The 12,913-nt window shown below is 60.7% G+C and carries 13 protein-coding genes; 5 read left to right on the plus strand and 8 right to left on the minus strand.

What is annotated here, in order from left to right:
• Nucleotides 1-94: 94 nt before the first annotated feature.
• The 4 genes from ACFXP9_RS10840 to wecB all read left to right on the plus strand — a co-directional run bounded on the left by ACFXP9_RS10840 (nucleotide 95) and on the right by wecB (nucleotide 4,081).
• Nucleotides 95-1,081 (plus strand): DctP family TRAP transporter solute-binding subunit, encoded by a 987-nt coding sequence (locus ACFXP9_RS10840; protein WP_397208463.1) that lies wholly within the window; start codon nucleotides 95-97, stop codon nucleotides 1,079-1,081.
• Complete coding sequence (locus ACFXP9_RS10845) at nucleotides 1,081-1,548, plus strand: TRAP transporter small permease (protein WP_397208464.1); 468 nt, start codon at nucleotides 1,081-1,083, stop codon at nucleotides 1,546-1,548. The genes ACFXP9_RS10840 and ACFXP9_RS10845 overlap by 1 nt, the downstream gene beginning before the upstream one ends.
• Before the next feature lie 19 nt (nucleotides 1,549-1,567).
• Nucleotides 1,568-2,842, plus strand: a complete 1,275-nt coding sequence (locus ACFXP9_RS10850; RefSeq protein WP_397208465.1) for a TRAP transporter large permease — start codon at nucleotides 1,568-1,570, stop codon at nucleotides 2,840-2,842.
• A 99-nt stretch (nucleotides 2,843-2,941) separates the two neighbouring features.
• Nucleotides 2,942-4,081: a non-hydrolyzing UDP-N-acetylglucosamine 2-epimerase gene (gene wecB, locus ACFXP9_RS10855; RefSeq protein ID WP_397208466.1), complete on the plus strand. Its 1,140-nt coding sequence runs from the start codon at nucleotides 2,942-2,944 to the stop codon at nucleotides 4,079-4,081.
• A gap of 51 nt (nucleotides 4,082-4,132) precedes the next feature.
• On the opposite strand, the gene ACFXP9_RS10860 is transcribed toward wecB, so the two are convergent.
• From ACFXP9_RS10860 to ACFXP9_RS10885, 6 genes are read right to left on the minus strand one after another with little or no spacing between them, the layout of a single operon-like run.
• Nucleotides 4,133-5,230 carry a DegT/DnrJ/EryC1/StrS family aminotransferase gene (locus tag ACFXP9_RS10860; RefSeq protein ID WP_397208467.1) on the minus strand — a complete coding sequence of 366 codons (1,098 nt, stop codon included), beginning with the start codon at nucleotides 5,228-5,230 and terminating at the stop codon, nucleotides 4,133-4,135.
• Nucleotides 5,227-5,667, minus strand: a complete 441-nt coding sequence (locus ACFXP9_RS10865; RefSeq protein WP_397208468.1) for a sugar 3,4-ketoisomerase — start codon at nucleotides 5,665-5,667, stop codon at nucleotides 5,227-5,229. The genes ACFXP9_RS10860 and ACFXP9_RS10865 overlap by 4 nt, the downstream gene beginning before the upstream one ends.
• Before the next feature lie 32 nt (nucleotides 5,668-5,699).
• Nucleotides 5,700-5,918 carry a phosphopantetheine-binding protein gene (locus tag ACFXP9_RS10870; RefSeq protein ID WP_397208469.1) on the minus strand — a complete coding sequence of 73 codons (219 nt, stop codon included), beginning with the start codon at nucleotides 5,916-5,918 and terminating at the stop codon, nucleotides 5,700-5,702.
• A gap of 26 nt (nucleotides 5,919-5,944) precedes the next feature.
• Nucleotides 5,945-6,886 carry a ketoacyl-ACP synthase III gene (locus tag ACFXP9_RS10875; protein WP_397208470.1) on the minus strand — a complete coding sequence of 314 codons (942 nt, stop codon included), beginning with the start codon at nucleotides 6,884-6,886 and terminating at the stop codon, nucleotides 5,945-5,947.
• A gap of 11 nt (nucleotides 6,887-6,897) precedes the next feature.
• Nucleotides 6,898-7,488, minus strand: a complete 591-nt coding sequence (locus tag ACFXP9_RS10880) for a hypothetical protein (protein ID WP_397208471.1) — start codon at nucleotides 7,486-7,488, stop codon at nucleotides 6,898-6,900.
• A gap of 5 nt (nucleotides 7,489-7,493) precedes the next feature.
• Nucleotides 7,494-8,378 carry a hypothetical protein gene (locus ACFXP9_RS10885; RefSeq protein ID WP_397208472.1) on the minus strand — a complete coding sequence of 295 codons (885 nt, stop codon included), beginning with the start codon at nucleotides 8,376-8,378 and terminating at the stop codon, nucleotides 7,494-7,496.
• Nucleotides 8,379-8,578: 200 nt separating this feature from the next.
• Here ACFXP9_RS10885 and ACFXP9_RS10890 point away from each other — a divergent pair, with 200 nt between their 5' ends.
• A complete protein-coding gene (locus tag ACFXP9_RS10890; protein ID WP_397210209.1) occupies nucleotides 8,579-9,307 on the plus strand; it encodes a phosphoadenylyl-sulfate reductase in 729 nt (242 codons plus the stop codon).
• Between the two features lie 26 nt (nucleotides 9,308-9,333).
• Here ACFXP9_RS10890 and ACFXP9_RS10895 read toward each other — a convergent pair whose 3' ends face one another.
• The gene (locus ACFXP9_RS10895) at nucleotides 9,334-10,149 is read right to left on the minus strand and encodes a sulfotransferase (RefSeq protein WP_397208474.1); all 816 of its coding nucleotides are present in this window, start codon (nucleotides 10,147-10,149) and stop codon (nucleotides 9,334-9,336) included.
• A complete protein-coding gene (locus ACFXP9_RS10900; protein WP_397208475.1) occupies nucleotides 10,146-12,782 on the minus strand; it encodes a glycosyltransferase 61 family protein in 2,637 nt (878 codons plus the stop codon). Before ACFXP9_RS10900 ends, ACFXP9_RS10895 begins: the two co-directional genes overlap by 4 nt.
• Between the last annotated feature and the right edge of the window lie 131 nt (nucleotides 12,783-12,913).

The following is a 12,913-nucleotide window of genomic DNA, read 5'->3' on the forward strand; positions in this document are numbered from 1 at the left end:
GTTTTTTGCGAAAGATTGTTGCAACCCTGACCCCCCTTGGGCAAGTATCGCCGGGCTGCCGCAGGGCAGACTGATTTCAAGGGGGGACGACACCATGTTTCATCGCATCGCTTTCGGGCTGGCCACCGCCATTGCCCTGACGCTGCCCGCCGGGGCCGAGACCCTGCGCCTGTCGCATAATGTCGGTGACACCACCACATGGCAGCAGGGCGCGGAAAAATTCGGTGAATTGCTGAAGGCCGAAACCGATGGCGCGCTGGATGTGCGCGTGTTCCCCAACGCCCAGCTTTCGGGCGGCGACCAGATGAAACAGGCGGAAATGGCGGGGCGCGGGGCGATTGACCTGATCCTGACCTCGGCCATCAACATCACCCCGATCGCGCCGGAAATGGCGGTGTTTTCGCTGCCCTATCTGTATGCCGATTACGACGCCGTCGACCGCACCACGCAGGGCGAGGCCGGCAAGCGCATGGCGCAGGTGATGGAGGACCACGGCATTCACGTTCTGGCCTGGGGCGAAAACGGCTTTCGCGAGGTCACCAACAACACCCGCCCGATCAAATCGCCCGCGGACATGAAGGGCCTGAAAATGCGCGTCGCCGGGCCGATGTATATCGACGTGATGGGCGATCTGGGGGCCAACCCGGTGCAGATGCAGTGGTCCGAGACCTTCCCCGCGCTGCAACAGGGCGTGGTGGACGGGCAGGAAAACCCCATCGGCGCGGTGATCATCCCGCAGCGCGTCTATGAGGTGCAGAAATACCTGACCGCGTGGCATTACAGCTATGACCCGCTGCTGCTGGGGATTTCCAAAGCGCGCTGGGACAAGATGGATGACGACACCCGCGCCAGGGTGCAAAAGGCCGCGGACGAGGCCATGGCCTATCAGATCCAGATCAGCCGCAAGGCGACCGAGGACGGCATCGCCCTGCTGCGCGACAAGGGAATGGAGGTTTACGAGCCCACCCCCGAGGAACTGGCCGCCTTCAAGGCCGCGACCAAGCCCAGCTTTGACAAATGGGCCGACAAGATCGGGGCTGACATCGTGACCCTGTTCGAGACCGAGGCGCAGGGCAAGTAATGCGCTGGGTGCTGGACCGGTTCGAACAGCTTGTCTGCGCCGCGCTGTTGCTGGCGATGACCGGGCTTGGCTTTGTGAATATCGTGGTGCGCTATACGACCTCGTATTCCTTTGCCGCCTCGGAAGAGCTGTTGACAGCGGGGTTTGTCCTGCTGACCGTGTTCGGCGCCGCCATTGCCGCCCGACGTGGCGAACATCTGGCCGTCACGCTGGTCACTGACCTGCTGCCGCCCGCGCTGCGCCGGGTGGTGGTGGGGCTGGCCACGCTGGCCTCGGTGCTGCTGCTGGGGCTGTCGGCGTGGTTTTGCTGGCAGCTTGTGGTGAACACCATGGCCAGCGGCACCCGGTCCTATGCGCTGGGGCTGCCGCAATGGACCTATTACGCCGCGCTGCCCTTTGGCTTTGCGCTGGTGCTGATCCGCTATGTTCAGGCGGCGCTGCGCCCCGACCCGGTGCCCCATGGTTGAGGTAGGCGCAGGCACGCAGATGGTTCTGGCCTTCGTGGTTCTGCTGGCGCTGCGGGTGCCGGTGGCCTTTGCGCTGGGTCTGTCGGCCATGTTCGCCATGTGGCAGATGGGCTTTGGGCTGGACATGGTGGGCGATCTGTTCACCGCCGGGGTGGGCAAGTTTTCCCTGCTGGCGATCCCGTTCTTTATCCTTGCCGGCAACCTGATGGGGCGGCTGGGGATCGCTGACCGGATGATCCGGTTCTTTCGCATTCTGGTCGGCGGCCTGCCCGGCGGGATGGGGCTGGTGGGCACCGTGGTCTGCCTGTTCTGGGGCGCGGTCAGCGGGTCCGGCCCGGCATCCGTCGCGGCCATCGGGCCGATGATCATCAAGTCGATGGACGAGGACGGTTACGACCGCGCCTTCGCCGCCGGGCTGGTTTGTACCGGGGCGGCGATGTCGATCGTGGTGCCGCCGTCGATCGGGCTGGTCATCTATGGCGTGATCGCGGAAACCTCGATCGCGGATCTGTTCATGGCGGCCATCGTGCCGGGGCTGCTTTGCGGGCTGCTGATGCTGCTGACCCTGCCTTTTGGCAAGGCCCGCGCCGCCGATGCCGCCGAACGGCTGATGCCGCTGCCCTATGCCGGGCTGCGCTGGCCGGCGCGGCTGTGGCACGGGTTTCGCGACAGCTTCTGGGGGCTGATGACGCCGGTGGTGATCCTTGGCGGCATCTATTCCGGCGCCTTCACCCCGACCGAGGCCGCGATTGTCGCCACCGTCTATGCGCTGGCCGTGGGTGCGCTGGTCTATGGCACCCTGACGCTGAGGGTGCTGTTCCAGGCGCTGGCCGATTCCGCCGCCGGGTCAGCAGTGGTGATGCTGGTCGTGGGCTATGCCGCGCTGTTTGGCTGGGTGGTGACCATCGACGACCTGATCGGGCAATATTCCGGCGCGCTGCTGGGGCTGTCGGACAATCAATGGGTCATTCTGGCGGTGATCATGCTGGTGCTGCTGCTGGCCGGGATGTTCATGGACGCGGTGACGATCATGTTCATCTGCCTGCCCATCTTTTTGCCGGTGGCGCGGGAACTGGGCTGGGACCCGGTGTGGTTCGGGGTGCTGGTGATGGTCAATCTGGCCATCGGCCTGTTCACCCCGCCGGTCGGCATCAACCTGTATGTCGCCGCCAATATCACCCGCCTGCCACTGGAACGCGTGGCCCGCGGGGCGCTGCCCTTTCTGCTGACCTCGGCGCTGGGACTGGTCCTGATCGCGGCCTTCCCGGTCCTGACGCGGGTGTTTCTGGATTAGGGGCGGGCGGTGGCGGCAATCTGGGCGGATCGCGCGGTTGCCTGCCCGTGCCTGCCATGCCTAAAAGGCCCTGACCCACCTGCCAAAGGGAAGACACGCATGAAGATACTGTCGGTTTTCGGAACCCGCCCCGAGGCGATCAAGATGGCGCCGCTGGTTCTGGCGCTGGCCGCCGATTCGCGGTTTGACAGCCGCGTCTGCGTGACCGGCCAGCACCGCGAAATGCTGGATCAGGTGACCACCCTGTTCGGCATCGCCCCGCATCACGATCTTGATGTGATGCAGGCCGGGCAGGACCTGTATGGCGTCACCAGTGCCATTCTGACCGGCCTGAAACCGGTTCTGGCGCAGGAACGCCCCGATATGGTGCTGGTTCATGGCGACACCGCGACGACGCTGGCCACGACGCTGGCGGCTTATTACGCGCAGGTGCCGGTGGGCCATGTCGAGGCCGGGCTGCGCACCGGAAACCTGTATGCCCCCTGGCCGGAAGAGGGCAACCGCCGGGTGACAGGTGCGCTGGCGACGCTGCATTTCGCGCCCACGCTGACCTCGCGCGCGGCGCTGCTGCGCGAGGGCGTGGACGACGCCACCATCACCGTGACCGGCAATACCGTGGTGGATGCGCTGTTGCAGGTGACCGCGCGGATCACGGGCGACCCGGCGCTGTCACAAGGCTTTGCCCGCCAGTTCGGCTTTTTACAGCCTGACCGCCGGATGCTGCTTGTCACCGGCCACCGCCGCGAAAGTTTCGGTGGCGGGTTCGAACGGATCTGCACCGCGCTGGGACAGGTCGCGGCGCGGTTTCGTGACGTGGACATCGTTTATCCGATGCATATGAACCCGAATGTGCGCGAACCGGTGACGCGCCTGCTGGGGGCGCATCCCAATATTCACCTGATCGAACCCCAGGACTATCTGCCTTTTGTCTGGCTGATGAACCGCGCCGATCTGATCATCACCGATTCGGGCGGCATTCAGGAAGAAGCCCCCTCGCTTGGCAAGCCGGTTCTGGTGATGCGCGACACCACCGAACGCCCCGAGGCGGTCGAGGCCGGCACCGTGCGGCTGGTGGGCACCGATATCGGCCAGATCACCGACTGGACCACGCGCCTGCTGACCGACCGCGCGGCCTATGACCAGATGAGCTTTGCCCACAACCCCTATGGCGACGGTCAGGCCTGCACGCGCATTCTGGACGCGCTGGTGGCCTATGCCGCGCAAAACGCAAGGGGGTAAAGCCTGTCGGGCCTTACCCCCGCTTGCTGTCATGGCACGTCACGCTGATGGTCAGGCCACTGCGCGTACGGCCTCGATGACCTTGCCCACCTGATCATCCGACAGGTGGGGACCAATCGGCAGGCTGAGACAGGTTGCGCAGATCTGTTCCGTGACCGGGAAGGTCTGGCCCTGAAATTCGTCGCGGAATGCGGCCGATTGGTGATTGGCAATCGGGTAATGCATTGCTGTTTGAACGCCGCGATCACGCAATGCCTGATGCAATCCGTCGCGATCACGATGCCGGATGACGTAAAGATGCCAGGACGGGTTCGCGGCCTGGGTCACGCCCGGCAGGGTGATTGCGTCCAGCCCGGCCAAGCCGTCCTGATAGGTCGCCGCGATCTGGCGGCGCCGTTCCGTCCAGTCTTGCAGCAGGGGCAGCTTGGCGCGCAGGAAGGCCGCCTGCAACGGGTCGAGGCGCGAATTGACCCCCCGCTCGTCGTGCACATATTTCACCGAAGAGCCATAGTTGGCCAGCATCCTGATCTTGTCAGCCAGGGCGGCATCGTTACAGGTCACCCCGCCGCCATCGCCAAACGCCCCCAGATTTTTGCCCGGATAAAAGCTGAAACCTGCCGCGTCGCCCAGACCGCCAGCCATTGTGTCTCCAACAGTCGCGCCATGGGCCTGTGCCGCGTCCTCGATCAGGCGCAGGCCATGTTTTCTGGCGATATCGCGCAGCCCCGTGCAGACCGCCGGAATGCCGTACAAATGCACCGGCATGATGGCCTTGGTGCGCGGGGTAATCGCGGCCTCGGTCAGCGAAATGTCGATCTGCATGGTGACCGGGTCGGCATCCACGGGAACGACCTTTGCGCCGACGGCGGCGACGGCAAGCCATGTGGCGATAAAGGTGTTTGCGGGCACAATCACCTCGTCGCCCTGCCCAATGCCCATGGCCCGCAGGATAAGCACAAGCGCATCAAGGCCGTTCCCAACCCCGACACAGTGTTCGACCCCACAATAATGTGCGAAATCAGCCTCGAATGCGGCAACTTCTGCGCCACCGATATACCAGCCCGAGTCCATCACCCGCGCATAGGCCGCATCCATCTGGCTGCGCAGTTGCTCGTAGGTGTATTTGACATCCAGAAATGGAACGGTCATTGGATTTCACTTTCCAGCATTGCCGCGGCGTCATGCCTGTGCGTGCGCGCCCATTCGACATATTCGTCATAGCTGTGAATATAGTCGTCCGGCTCATAGGGCCGTGATGCCAGCACACACAGAACCGAACCCGGCTTGATAAACCGAATACTGCGCCACAGGCCGGGCCGGACGTGAACGGCCTGGTCCGGGCCAGTCAACAGCACCTCCCGACGTGACAGCCCATCGGTCAGGGTCACCATGATTTCGCCTGCCATGCACATCATCAGCTGCTCCAGCTTTTTATGCCCATGCTCACCACGGATCGCACCCTCGGGCACGTTATACAGGTAATACATGCGTTTGACGTCGAACGGCAGGTCACCACCTTCGACGACACCCAGCGACCCGCGGGCATCCTCGAAAGAGGGCAGTTTTTTTACGTCAATCTGCTGCATTTTTCCGCCCTCTGCTCAACACCGATCACCGCTCAGGCGGTCACACGAACCAGATCCGAGATCGTCAGAATTTCGTCATAGCGGCTGTCATCGACGCGAATGCCGGCCTCGGTTTCGATTTCCATGATGACGCTGGCCTTATCCAGCGAATCCAGCCCCGCCTTTGCCAGATCGGCATCAGCGTCCAGATCGGCCCATTCAATGGTGGGAACGATGCGTTTCAGAATGTCTTTGACTTGTGCTTCGGTCATCTTCTTCTCCAATTCTGGATCAATTTTCATGTATTTCGTGTCAGGACGCTGACGCCCCAGGAAAGGCCGACACCAAAACCGGCGATCAGGATATGCCCGTTCGGGCGGCTTAGCTCGGGCGCCAGCAGCACCGGAAGCGAGCTGGACACAAGGTTGCCGGTTTCGGCGGCGGCGAAGGGCATCTTATCAGCGTCGACACCCAGCCGTTTGCCAAGCTCGGTCACGATATACTTGCTGCCCTGATGCATCAGGAACAGGTCCACGTCCGAAACACCCAGCTTGTTCTTGTCAAGCGCCTGCTGAATGGCTGGCGGCACCGTTTGCGCAGAAAAGACGAAAACCCCCCGCCCGTTCATTTTCAGGCGACCATCCGATTGCACCGCAATGGCATCGCGACGGGTTCCGTCTGAACCAAAGACAGACCGCCCCACCTGCCACGCGGCACCGGGTCGCAACAGTGTCGCGCTGGCACCATCCCCAAACAGAACCGCAGTATCGCGATCTTCGGGGTCGATGATCTTGGAATAAGGGTCCGCCGTGATCAGCACACCGCATGTCAGATCATTTTCAGCCATGAACGCGCGAATGACCGACAGGCCATAGACATAGCCCGAGCAGCCAAGCGAAATGTCGAAGGCCGCGCAATCCTGCGACAGACCCATCTCTCCGTGCAGGGCCGAGGCCGTGTTGGGAAGGCCGTGACCATCCGGGTTCTGGGTGCAGACGATCAGGCAGTCAACAGTGTCCAGCGACACGCCCGTCTGTTCGGCCAATGCCACCAGCGCGCGGCGGGACAACTCGAAGGTGCGATTTTCGCCGCTTTGCTTGCGCAGCGCGGTAAAGCCAATCTTGTCGGTCAGAAAAGAGGGGTCAAAACCGAATTTTTCTGCATGGGTGAAATTATCGACGCTGGCGTCACCAAGGACACAGGCGATTGCGTCAATGCCGATTTTATTCGCTTCTGTCATACGAGGCCCCATTACGAAGATTCGACAAAAAACATGACAGACCCGAGAGGCTTGCCATCAACCTCGACCTGCCAGTTGAAAAACCGCGCCTCAGGACCAGATGTGGTGTTGACGCTTGCATCGCGCCAAACCGAGGGAAGCGAAGCCAGACGGCATCCCGCGTAAATCCATTTGCCCTTGCGTTCGGGGAAACTGGCCTGACTTGCAGCCTTGATGCCAGCCACCAGCATCGTCAAAAGCGAACCATCAACGTTATCAGGCGGACGTATGCTGGCCACCCTGTTTCCCACTTCAATGGTTTTCAACTGTTCTTTTTCAAAGCAGTCAACTCTTGCTTCCTGATTACCATCCAAGGCCGCACGAAAACCGACACTAACGGCCTGACCGTTTTTCTGCGCCCGCACGATCGCATCAAATTGGGATGGCGAAAGATTTTCAAAAGAAATTGTCGCTTCAACGGGACTTTTCCGTATCATCCTGTAACAGGACAATGAAATATCGCTGACATCCGCATCGCCGGATTGTCCAAGCAATTCAACCGCAGCCTCGGTAAGATCTACACCTGTAATGTAGTTACGCGACCCCCGGAAGGGTATGTTCATGTGATTCATTTTGAAGCCCCGTTTTCCCGCCAAATCCTCAGATTGCGCGTATGCGGTAAAGCAAAATTTCCCGAAACCCGCTGCTTCTCTGCCACCGAAGAAACAACAACAGACCCTATCTCGATACGAGCAGAATTGCCGATTTCTAGGTTATTCCCGATTGTCGACCCCGGTCCCACCCAAACATCCCGACCGATTTCGGTATAACCGGCAACAATTGTTCCGCCTGCCAGCACAGAATTTACGCCAACCGTCACGCCATGCGCAACCCGGACACCCGGACCGATAACTGCATCCGCACCAATCATCGTTTCAACGTCATAGACATCCCGCTGAACAATCGCCCCTGCCAGGATCTGCGCACCGGAACAGACCCTGACGCGGCCAACATGTTCGACCCGCAGTCGGCGCCCGGAAAGATGTTGGTCAAAGTGTCCGTTCACGCCGACAAGCGCTGCTTCCCCAATAAATACACCATCTTCAATAACCGTTCCCGCGCCGACAAAGGCCATGTCCATGACCTGCGCACCGGCGCGAATCACGCAACCGGGCGCCAGCCGCGCGGTGTGCGCGACTTCCGCACCCTCTTCAACCAGAGGTGGCGGAAGGCTGTCCGTCAGGGCCTGCGCCAGATGGTTGTGAAGCTGGAAAAACGTCTCGCGCGGATGTTCTGACACGGCAACACCGACCCCCTCGCGGGCAAGCGCGGGGCCGACAAGCGATTCGGGGACAATAACCGCCACAACCGCAGGGTTTTCCAAGGCGGCATTCAAATACCGCTCGCCAGCGGCGAAACTGATCAGCGACTTGCCGTTGCCATCATAAGGCCCTGTGGCCGAGAAATCGGAATCACGGTGAACGTCAAGTTTGAAATCCGACATTCGGAACATTCACAATCCCCCGGAAGGCGCAACTACGCTTGCCGTAACACAAGGCGCAGAAAGCGACCACCCCAAACATGTGCTATTTTTTGCATGAGCGGATTATCTCCGATGCAGATTGCGCACCCTCAAAATCTATGAAACGTAACATTATCTGCGGGCAATTAAGCAACTTATGGTTGTCCCAATTTCGTATAGGGAGATTCAGGATGGAGTCGTGGCCTATTGGTGGCGAAGATCCGGTTTTAAGCCAGCTTCAGGAAACATATTTTCCAGATCTTTCCAGTTTGAATATCAAAGGCCTGCTTGCAGACGCCGCATTGGGCGATATCGCGATCGTTTCTTCTTTTGGTGCGGACAGCATTGCCCTTTTGCATTATATGTCAGAAATCCGGCCCGGCCTGCCCGTCCTGTTCATTGATACAGGCAAGCATTTTGATGAAACACTGCGCTATGTCGACGAGGTGACCGAACGCCTTGGTCTTGTATTGCGACATGTGCGCCCCAGCGCCCAAGTCCTTGAAGATGAAGATCCGCAGGGCACCATGTGGCGCGATCATCCTGACGGATGCTGCCGAATTCGCAAGGTCATGCCGCTTCAGGATGCCCTGGAAGGGTTTGATTCCTGGGTTTCCGGGCGCAAACGATTCCAGGCCTCGACCCGTGCCACGATCCCCATCATCGAACGCGACGGCCGGATGATCAAAATCAATCCGATGGCCCTGTGGACGCAAGATGACATAGATGCATACATGGCCAGGTACGACCTGCCGCGCCATCCGCTGGTTGCCCGCGGCTATCCTTCGATCGGTTGCGCGACATGCACATCACCGGTGGCCGATGGCGCTGACCCGCGTTCGGGGCGATGGGCGCATTCCCCTGAAAAAACAGAATGCGGCATTCACCTTGGGCCGGACGGGCGTTTTCGTCGGGGTTAAAGGTCAGGCCCAGGCGGACATCGGGTTCAGACCGATGCCGCCGCCCAATAGGCAGACGGCCTCACCTTTGCGCGGTCCAAAATACGCAGGCACAAGGGCAGGCAGGCCCGATCTATCTCCTGACGCAGATCTTGCGGAAGGCTGTCCCTGCCCTTTTTGTTCAGCACAGGCGCGGCACCGTAAAGCGGCGTCATCCATGCCGACTGGCCATCTTCCGGGTATTTTTTTACCGCCTTCTTCCACAATTTTTCGGAAGAAATGTCTGCTATTCCAAGGCGTTTTTTGATTTCGGACAGTTTCGGCGCCGACAGCATCGGATAGGTCAGAACCGTCGGTTTGACCGCCTCCCACTGATCCAGAACGACACCCAGCATATCGTTATGTTCGGCGATCAGGCGTTGCGGATCGCGGGGTACGCCAAGACGGTCCTGCACAAGCAACCGGCTGGCGATAACATCGGCGGGGTGGCGCAGCATCAGAACCATCTGGGTTTTGGGCATGATTTCCCGCAAAACCGGCGCCAACAGCGTCATCATCGGATCTTTCAGCACCAGAATATCCGGGCGTCCGACCGCGATCCAATAGGCGTTTTCAACCTGCCGCATAATGTCGGCGTGGAAATGTTGCAACGTGTCGCGGGTATCGAACACATATCGCGTATGCATGTCGAACAGCCCAAGCGCGCGCGGGTAAACCCCCAGCATCATCCGCAGATAGGACGCCTCGCCGGTATAAGGGCTGGTCGCGGAAGCGGTGCAGATCAGCGCGTGCAATACGCTTGTCCCGGACCGGGGCACCCCGATCACGAACAAGCTGCGCTTCGGCCCGGTCGGGACGGTCATTTCGACAGGGCCTCGGCCAGATAATCGACCGGAACCGAATAGGGCCGATGGGGAAACCAGCGGGAATCGACCAGATCGGGATCGAAGCTGCCCAGAACCCAATCGAAATCAATCTGTTGCCCCAGTGTCAGGCCGGGAAAATAGGTCCGGCAGGTCTCGTGTGGGGACAGGCAGATCACCCGCGCACCATCCGGCAGGTAAAGCGCATTGGTCAATGCCGCCCCTGTCGGACCACAGATCACAGCCGCCTCGCTGAACAGCTGCTGTTGCTGGGCTTGCGTCATCACCCCCGCATCGACGATTTCATACCCCATATCCGCAGCGACGCCGGACAGCTCTGCCTCGTTCAGCAGTGCCCGTCCGATGCTGGTGACCGACTGGGTCGGGCGGGCCAGAAACAATTTGCGCCCCGGTCCATTCGACGCAAGCGCCCCACGCAAGCGCTGGCGTGCAGCAGAAATGTCGTCGGGCTGACACTGCCAGTCGTGCAATGTGGGCGAGGCAATAACGCCATTCACCAGCCGAACCCGCCGGTTGGTTGCCAGCCGGATGATGCGGTCAGATTCTATGCCGCACAGTTCCAGCATATTGTCCACAAATTGCGGCGCGAAATCGGGGATGGCCACGGCAAGTCTGGCGTTCATGGCAGCCTCGGCCTCGGCCAGAACCCCCATCAGTCGCGGCAGCAACTGACCACCAAAATGGTAATAGTTGCGGTAATGGGCCCGTAAGCCGGGAATATAAACGGTCGGCGTCTCGATGACCTGGGTGTCCTCGGGCAGGTCCACTACAACCCCGTGAACACCCGCCTGAAGAACCCGGTCAGAACTGCGCGGCGTATAATGGTTATGCGACAGCCCAAGGACCGTTCTGCCATCAGGACTGACCAGATAGCCCGCCAGAATCGTCGCATCTGCATTGGTCAGAAGATATTCGTCACGCGTCGGCAGACCAAGGTCAACACGCCCGTGGAACCGCGGCCCGAAAACCCCGATTGTCTTGGTTGCGCGGCTCCCCGCATGACGCAGCACAGCCCGGCTGTCAAAGTCAGGGTGCAACGCTGCAAACCGCATTGGTCGTGCAGAACCTTCAAGCTGTTTTTGCGCCAGATCATCCCACAAGGCCTCCCGGTCACAGGCCAGCGCGGCCGTCCAGACCAGATCTTTTTTGGCGGGTTCGGTGGCGACCGGCGTTGCCGCAAGTGCTGTGGCCAGGTGTTCGGCAAGCGCCCCCCCATCAAGCGTCAGCGCCTCAAGTTCCAGCAACAGCCAATAGGCCGCGTCATCCTCGGGCTGCGACCGGATCGCCAAGGCACAGATCGCACGGATCAGCGTGGCCAGCCGTTGCGCATTTTCACGGCGCGACGACCAGTCAGCGGCACCGTGGGGCGCCAGTTCCTTTGCCTCGCGCAGATCACCCGACCTGATCGAGATGACAATGCGCAGCGACCCCATTAACAGCCTGGCCAGATCAAGCAGGCCCCGTGTATCGCCATCGTCGCCAAGCGCCGCAAGGACAGCATGGTGCAGACCACTTCGTCCGCCAAGACCGACGATCCCCTCATAGCCCGCCAGCTCGATGAAATCAGGCTCCAGATCGTCCAGAATCAGACTGCGGGCGCGGGCTTCGCGGGCCAGCTCTTGCTGGCCCATCAGGTCTGCAATGGCGCCGATCTTTTCCGCCACACGGCGATTTTCCGGCCAGCGTTCGGCCGCCATTGACACCAGCGCAAAGGCGGGGCGCAGCGCGCCACGTTCTGCCATCATATCTGCCAGCCTGAGGCAGGCCGGGGCAGCCAGACCAGCACATTCGGTTTCTTCCAGCCATGAAACAAGCTCTTCACAGGCACCGGCCGCAACTTTGCTTTCCGCCAGCGCCTGAACCGGTGTGCGATCGTTCGGAAAGCGCGCAATCCAGCGGGACAGAACCTGGATTTTGCGTTCGTCGTCCTGATGATGTTCCGCAATCAGCAATTCAGCGGCAAGCTGAAGGCGCAAACGGGGGCTGTCGCCATTGATCATCGCCAGCACACGCTCGGCCTCTTCGATATGCTCTTCCTTGGCGAGGGCATGTGCCAGCGGGGCCAAAAGGGCATTGCGCCCCTCAAGACTGGCCAGTTCACCATCAGCGACATCGTTCAGAAAGGCCGCACCCTTGCCTTCGCGGGCATAAAGATCCTGCAACTGCATCAGCACGAAAGGCGGCAGCTTGAATCGCTGAGGCCGCGACAGTTCGCGCAAGGCCGCGACGGCCCTGGTCAGGTCTTTTTTAAGGATTGCAAACAACAAGCGATCCAGAACCGGTGTCTGCGGACGTACCAGCCGTCGCGCCCAAAGGTTCAGCTTTGCACGACGGATCAGGCTTCGGGCCCGTGATGCCACGCTGTCGCCCGGACCATCCAGATCGGTCAGCCGTGACAAGGCCTCATAGCCACCGGCGCCACTATCGGCCTGCGCCCAATCGTCAAGCACACGGCGAAGCAGCTCAATGTCATCGGCCTTCCCGGCCCAAGACGCCATGTTCCGCCAGATCATCTTGTTGCCCGGATTCTTGGCAACAGCCTCGCGCGCCACGGTGATGGCACGCAGCCATTGCTGTTCTCGCGCAAGGGATTGGGCTTCTGCAAAGCTCATGGTCGTCTCCGGCTTCGGGGCAGGTCAGAAAGGGGCCTTTGGGGGCTACTGCTCCGCCAGATTTTTCAGATATTTTCCGTATTGGTTTTTTCCGCAAAGGTCTGCGCGTTTGATGAGGTCTTCGCGGGTGA

Source organism: Paracoccus jiaweipingae (assembly GCF_044335505.1).
Classification (GTDB): domain Bacteria; phylum Pseudomonadota; class Alphaproteobacteria; order Rhodobacterales; family Rhodobacteraceae; genus Paracoccus.

Bases quoted from the DNA above. Each gene is read 5' to 3' on its own strand.
- ACFXP9_RS10850 (WP_397208465.1), top strand. From the start codon at position 1,568: ATGGTTCTGGCCTTCGTGGTTCTGCTGGCGCTGCGGGTGCCGGTGGCC.
- wecB (WP_397208466.1), top strand. From the start codon at position 2,942: ATGAAGATACTGTCGGTTTTCGGAACCCGCCCCGAGGCGATCAAGATG.
- ACFXP9_RS10845 (WP_397208464.1), top strand. From the start codon at position 1,081: ATGCGCTGGGTGCTGGACCGGTTCGAACAGCTTGTCTGCGCCGCGCTG.
- ACFXP9_RS10885 (WP_397208472.1), bottom strand. From the start codon at position 8,378: ATGTTCCGAATGTCGGATTTCAAACTTGACGTTCACCGTGATTCCGAT.
- ACFXP9_RS10840 (WP_397208463.1), top strand. From the start codon at position 95: ATGTTTCATCGCATCGCTTTCGGGCTGGCCACCGCCATTGCCCTGACG.
- ACFXP9_RS10890 (WP_397210209.1), top strand. From the start codon at position 8,579: ATGGAGTCGTGGCCTATTGGTGGCGAAGATCCGGTTTTAAGCCAGCTT.
- ACFXP9_RS10900 (WP_397208475.1), bottom strand. From the start codon at position 12,782: ATGAGCTTTGCAGAAGCCCAATCCCTTGCGCGAGAACAGCAATGGCTG.
- ACFXP9_RS10875 (WP_397208470.1), bottom strand. From the start codon at position 6,886: ATGACAGAAGCGAATAAAATCGGCATTGACGCAATCGCCTGTGTCCTT.
- ACFXP9_RS10860 (WP_397208467.1), bottom strand. From the start codon at position 5,230: ATGACCGTTCCATTTCTGGATGTCAAATACACCTACGAGCAACTGCGC.
- ACFXP9_RS10880 (WP_397208471.1), bottom strand. From the start codon at position 7,488: ATGAACATACCCTTCCGGGGGTCGCGTAACTACATTACAGGTGTAGAT.
- ACFXP9_RS10895 (WP_397208474.1), bottom strand. From the start codon at position 10,149: ATGACCGTCCCGACCGGGCCGAAGCGCAGCTTGTTCGTGATCGGGGTG.
- ACFXP9_RS10870 (WP_397208469.1), bottom strand. From the start codon at position 5,918: ATGACCGAAGCACAAGTCAAAGACATTCTGAAACGCATCGTTCCCACC.
- ACFXP9_RS10865 (WP_397208468.1), bottom strand. From the start codon at position 5,667: ATGCAGCAGATTGACGTAAAAAAACTGCCCTCTTTCGAGGATGCCCGC.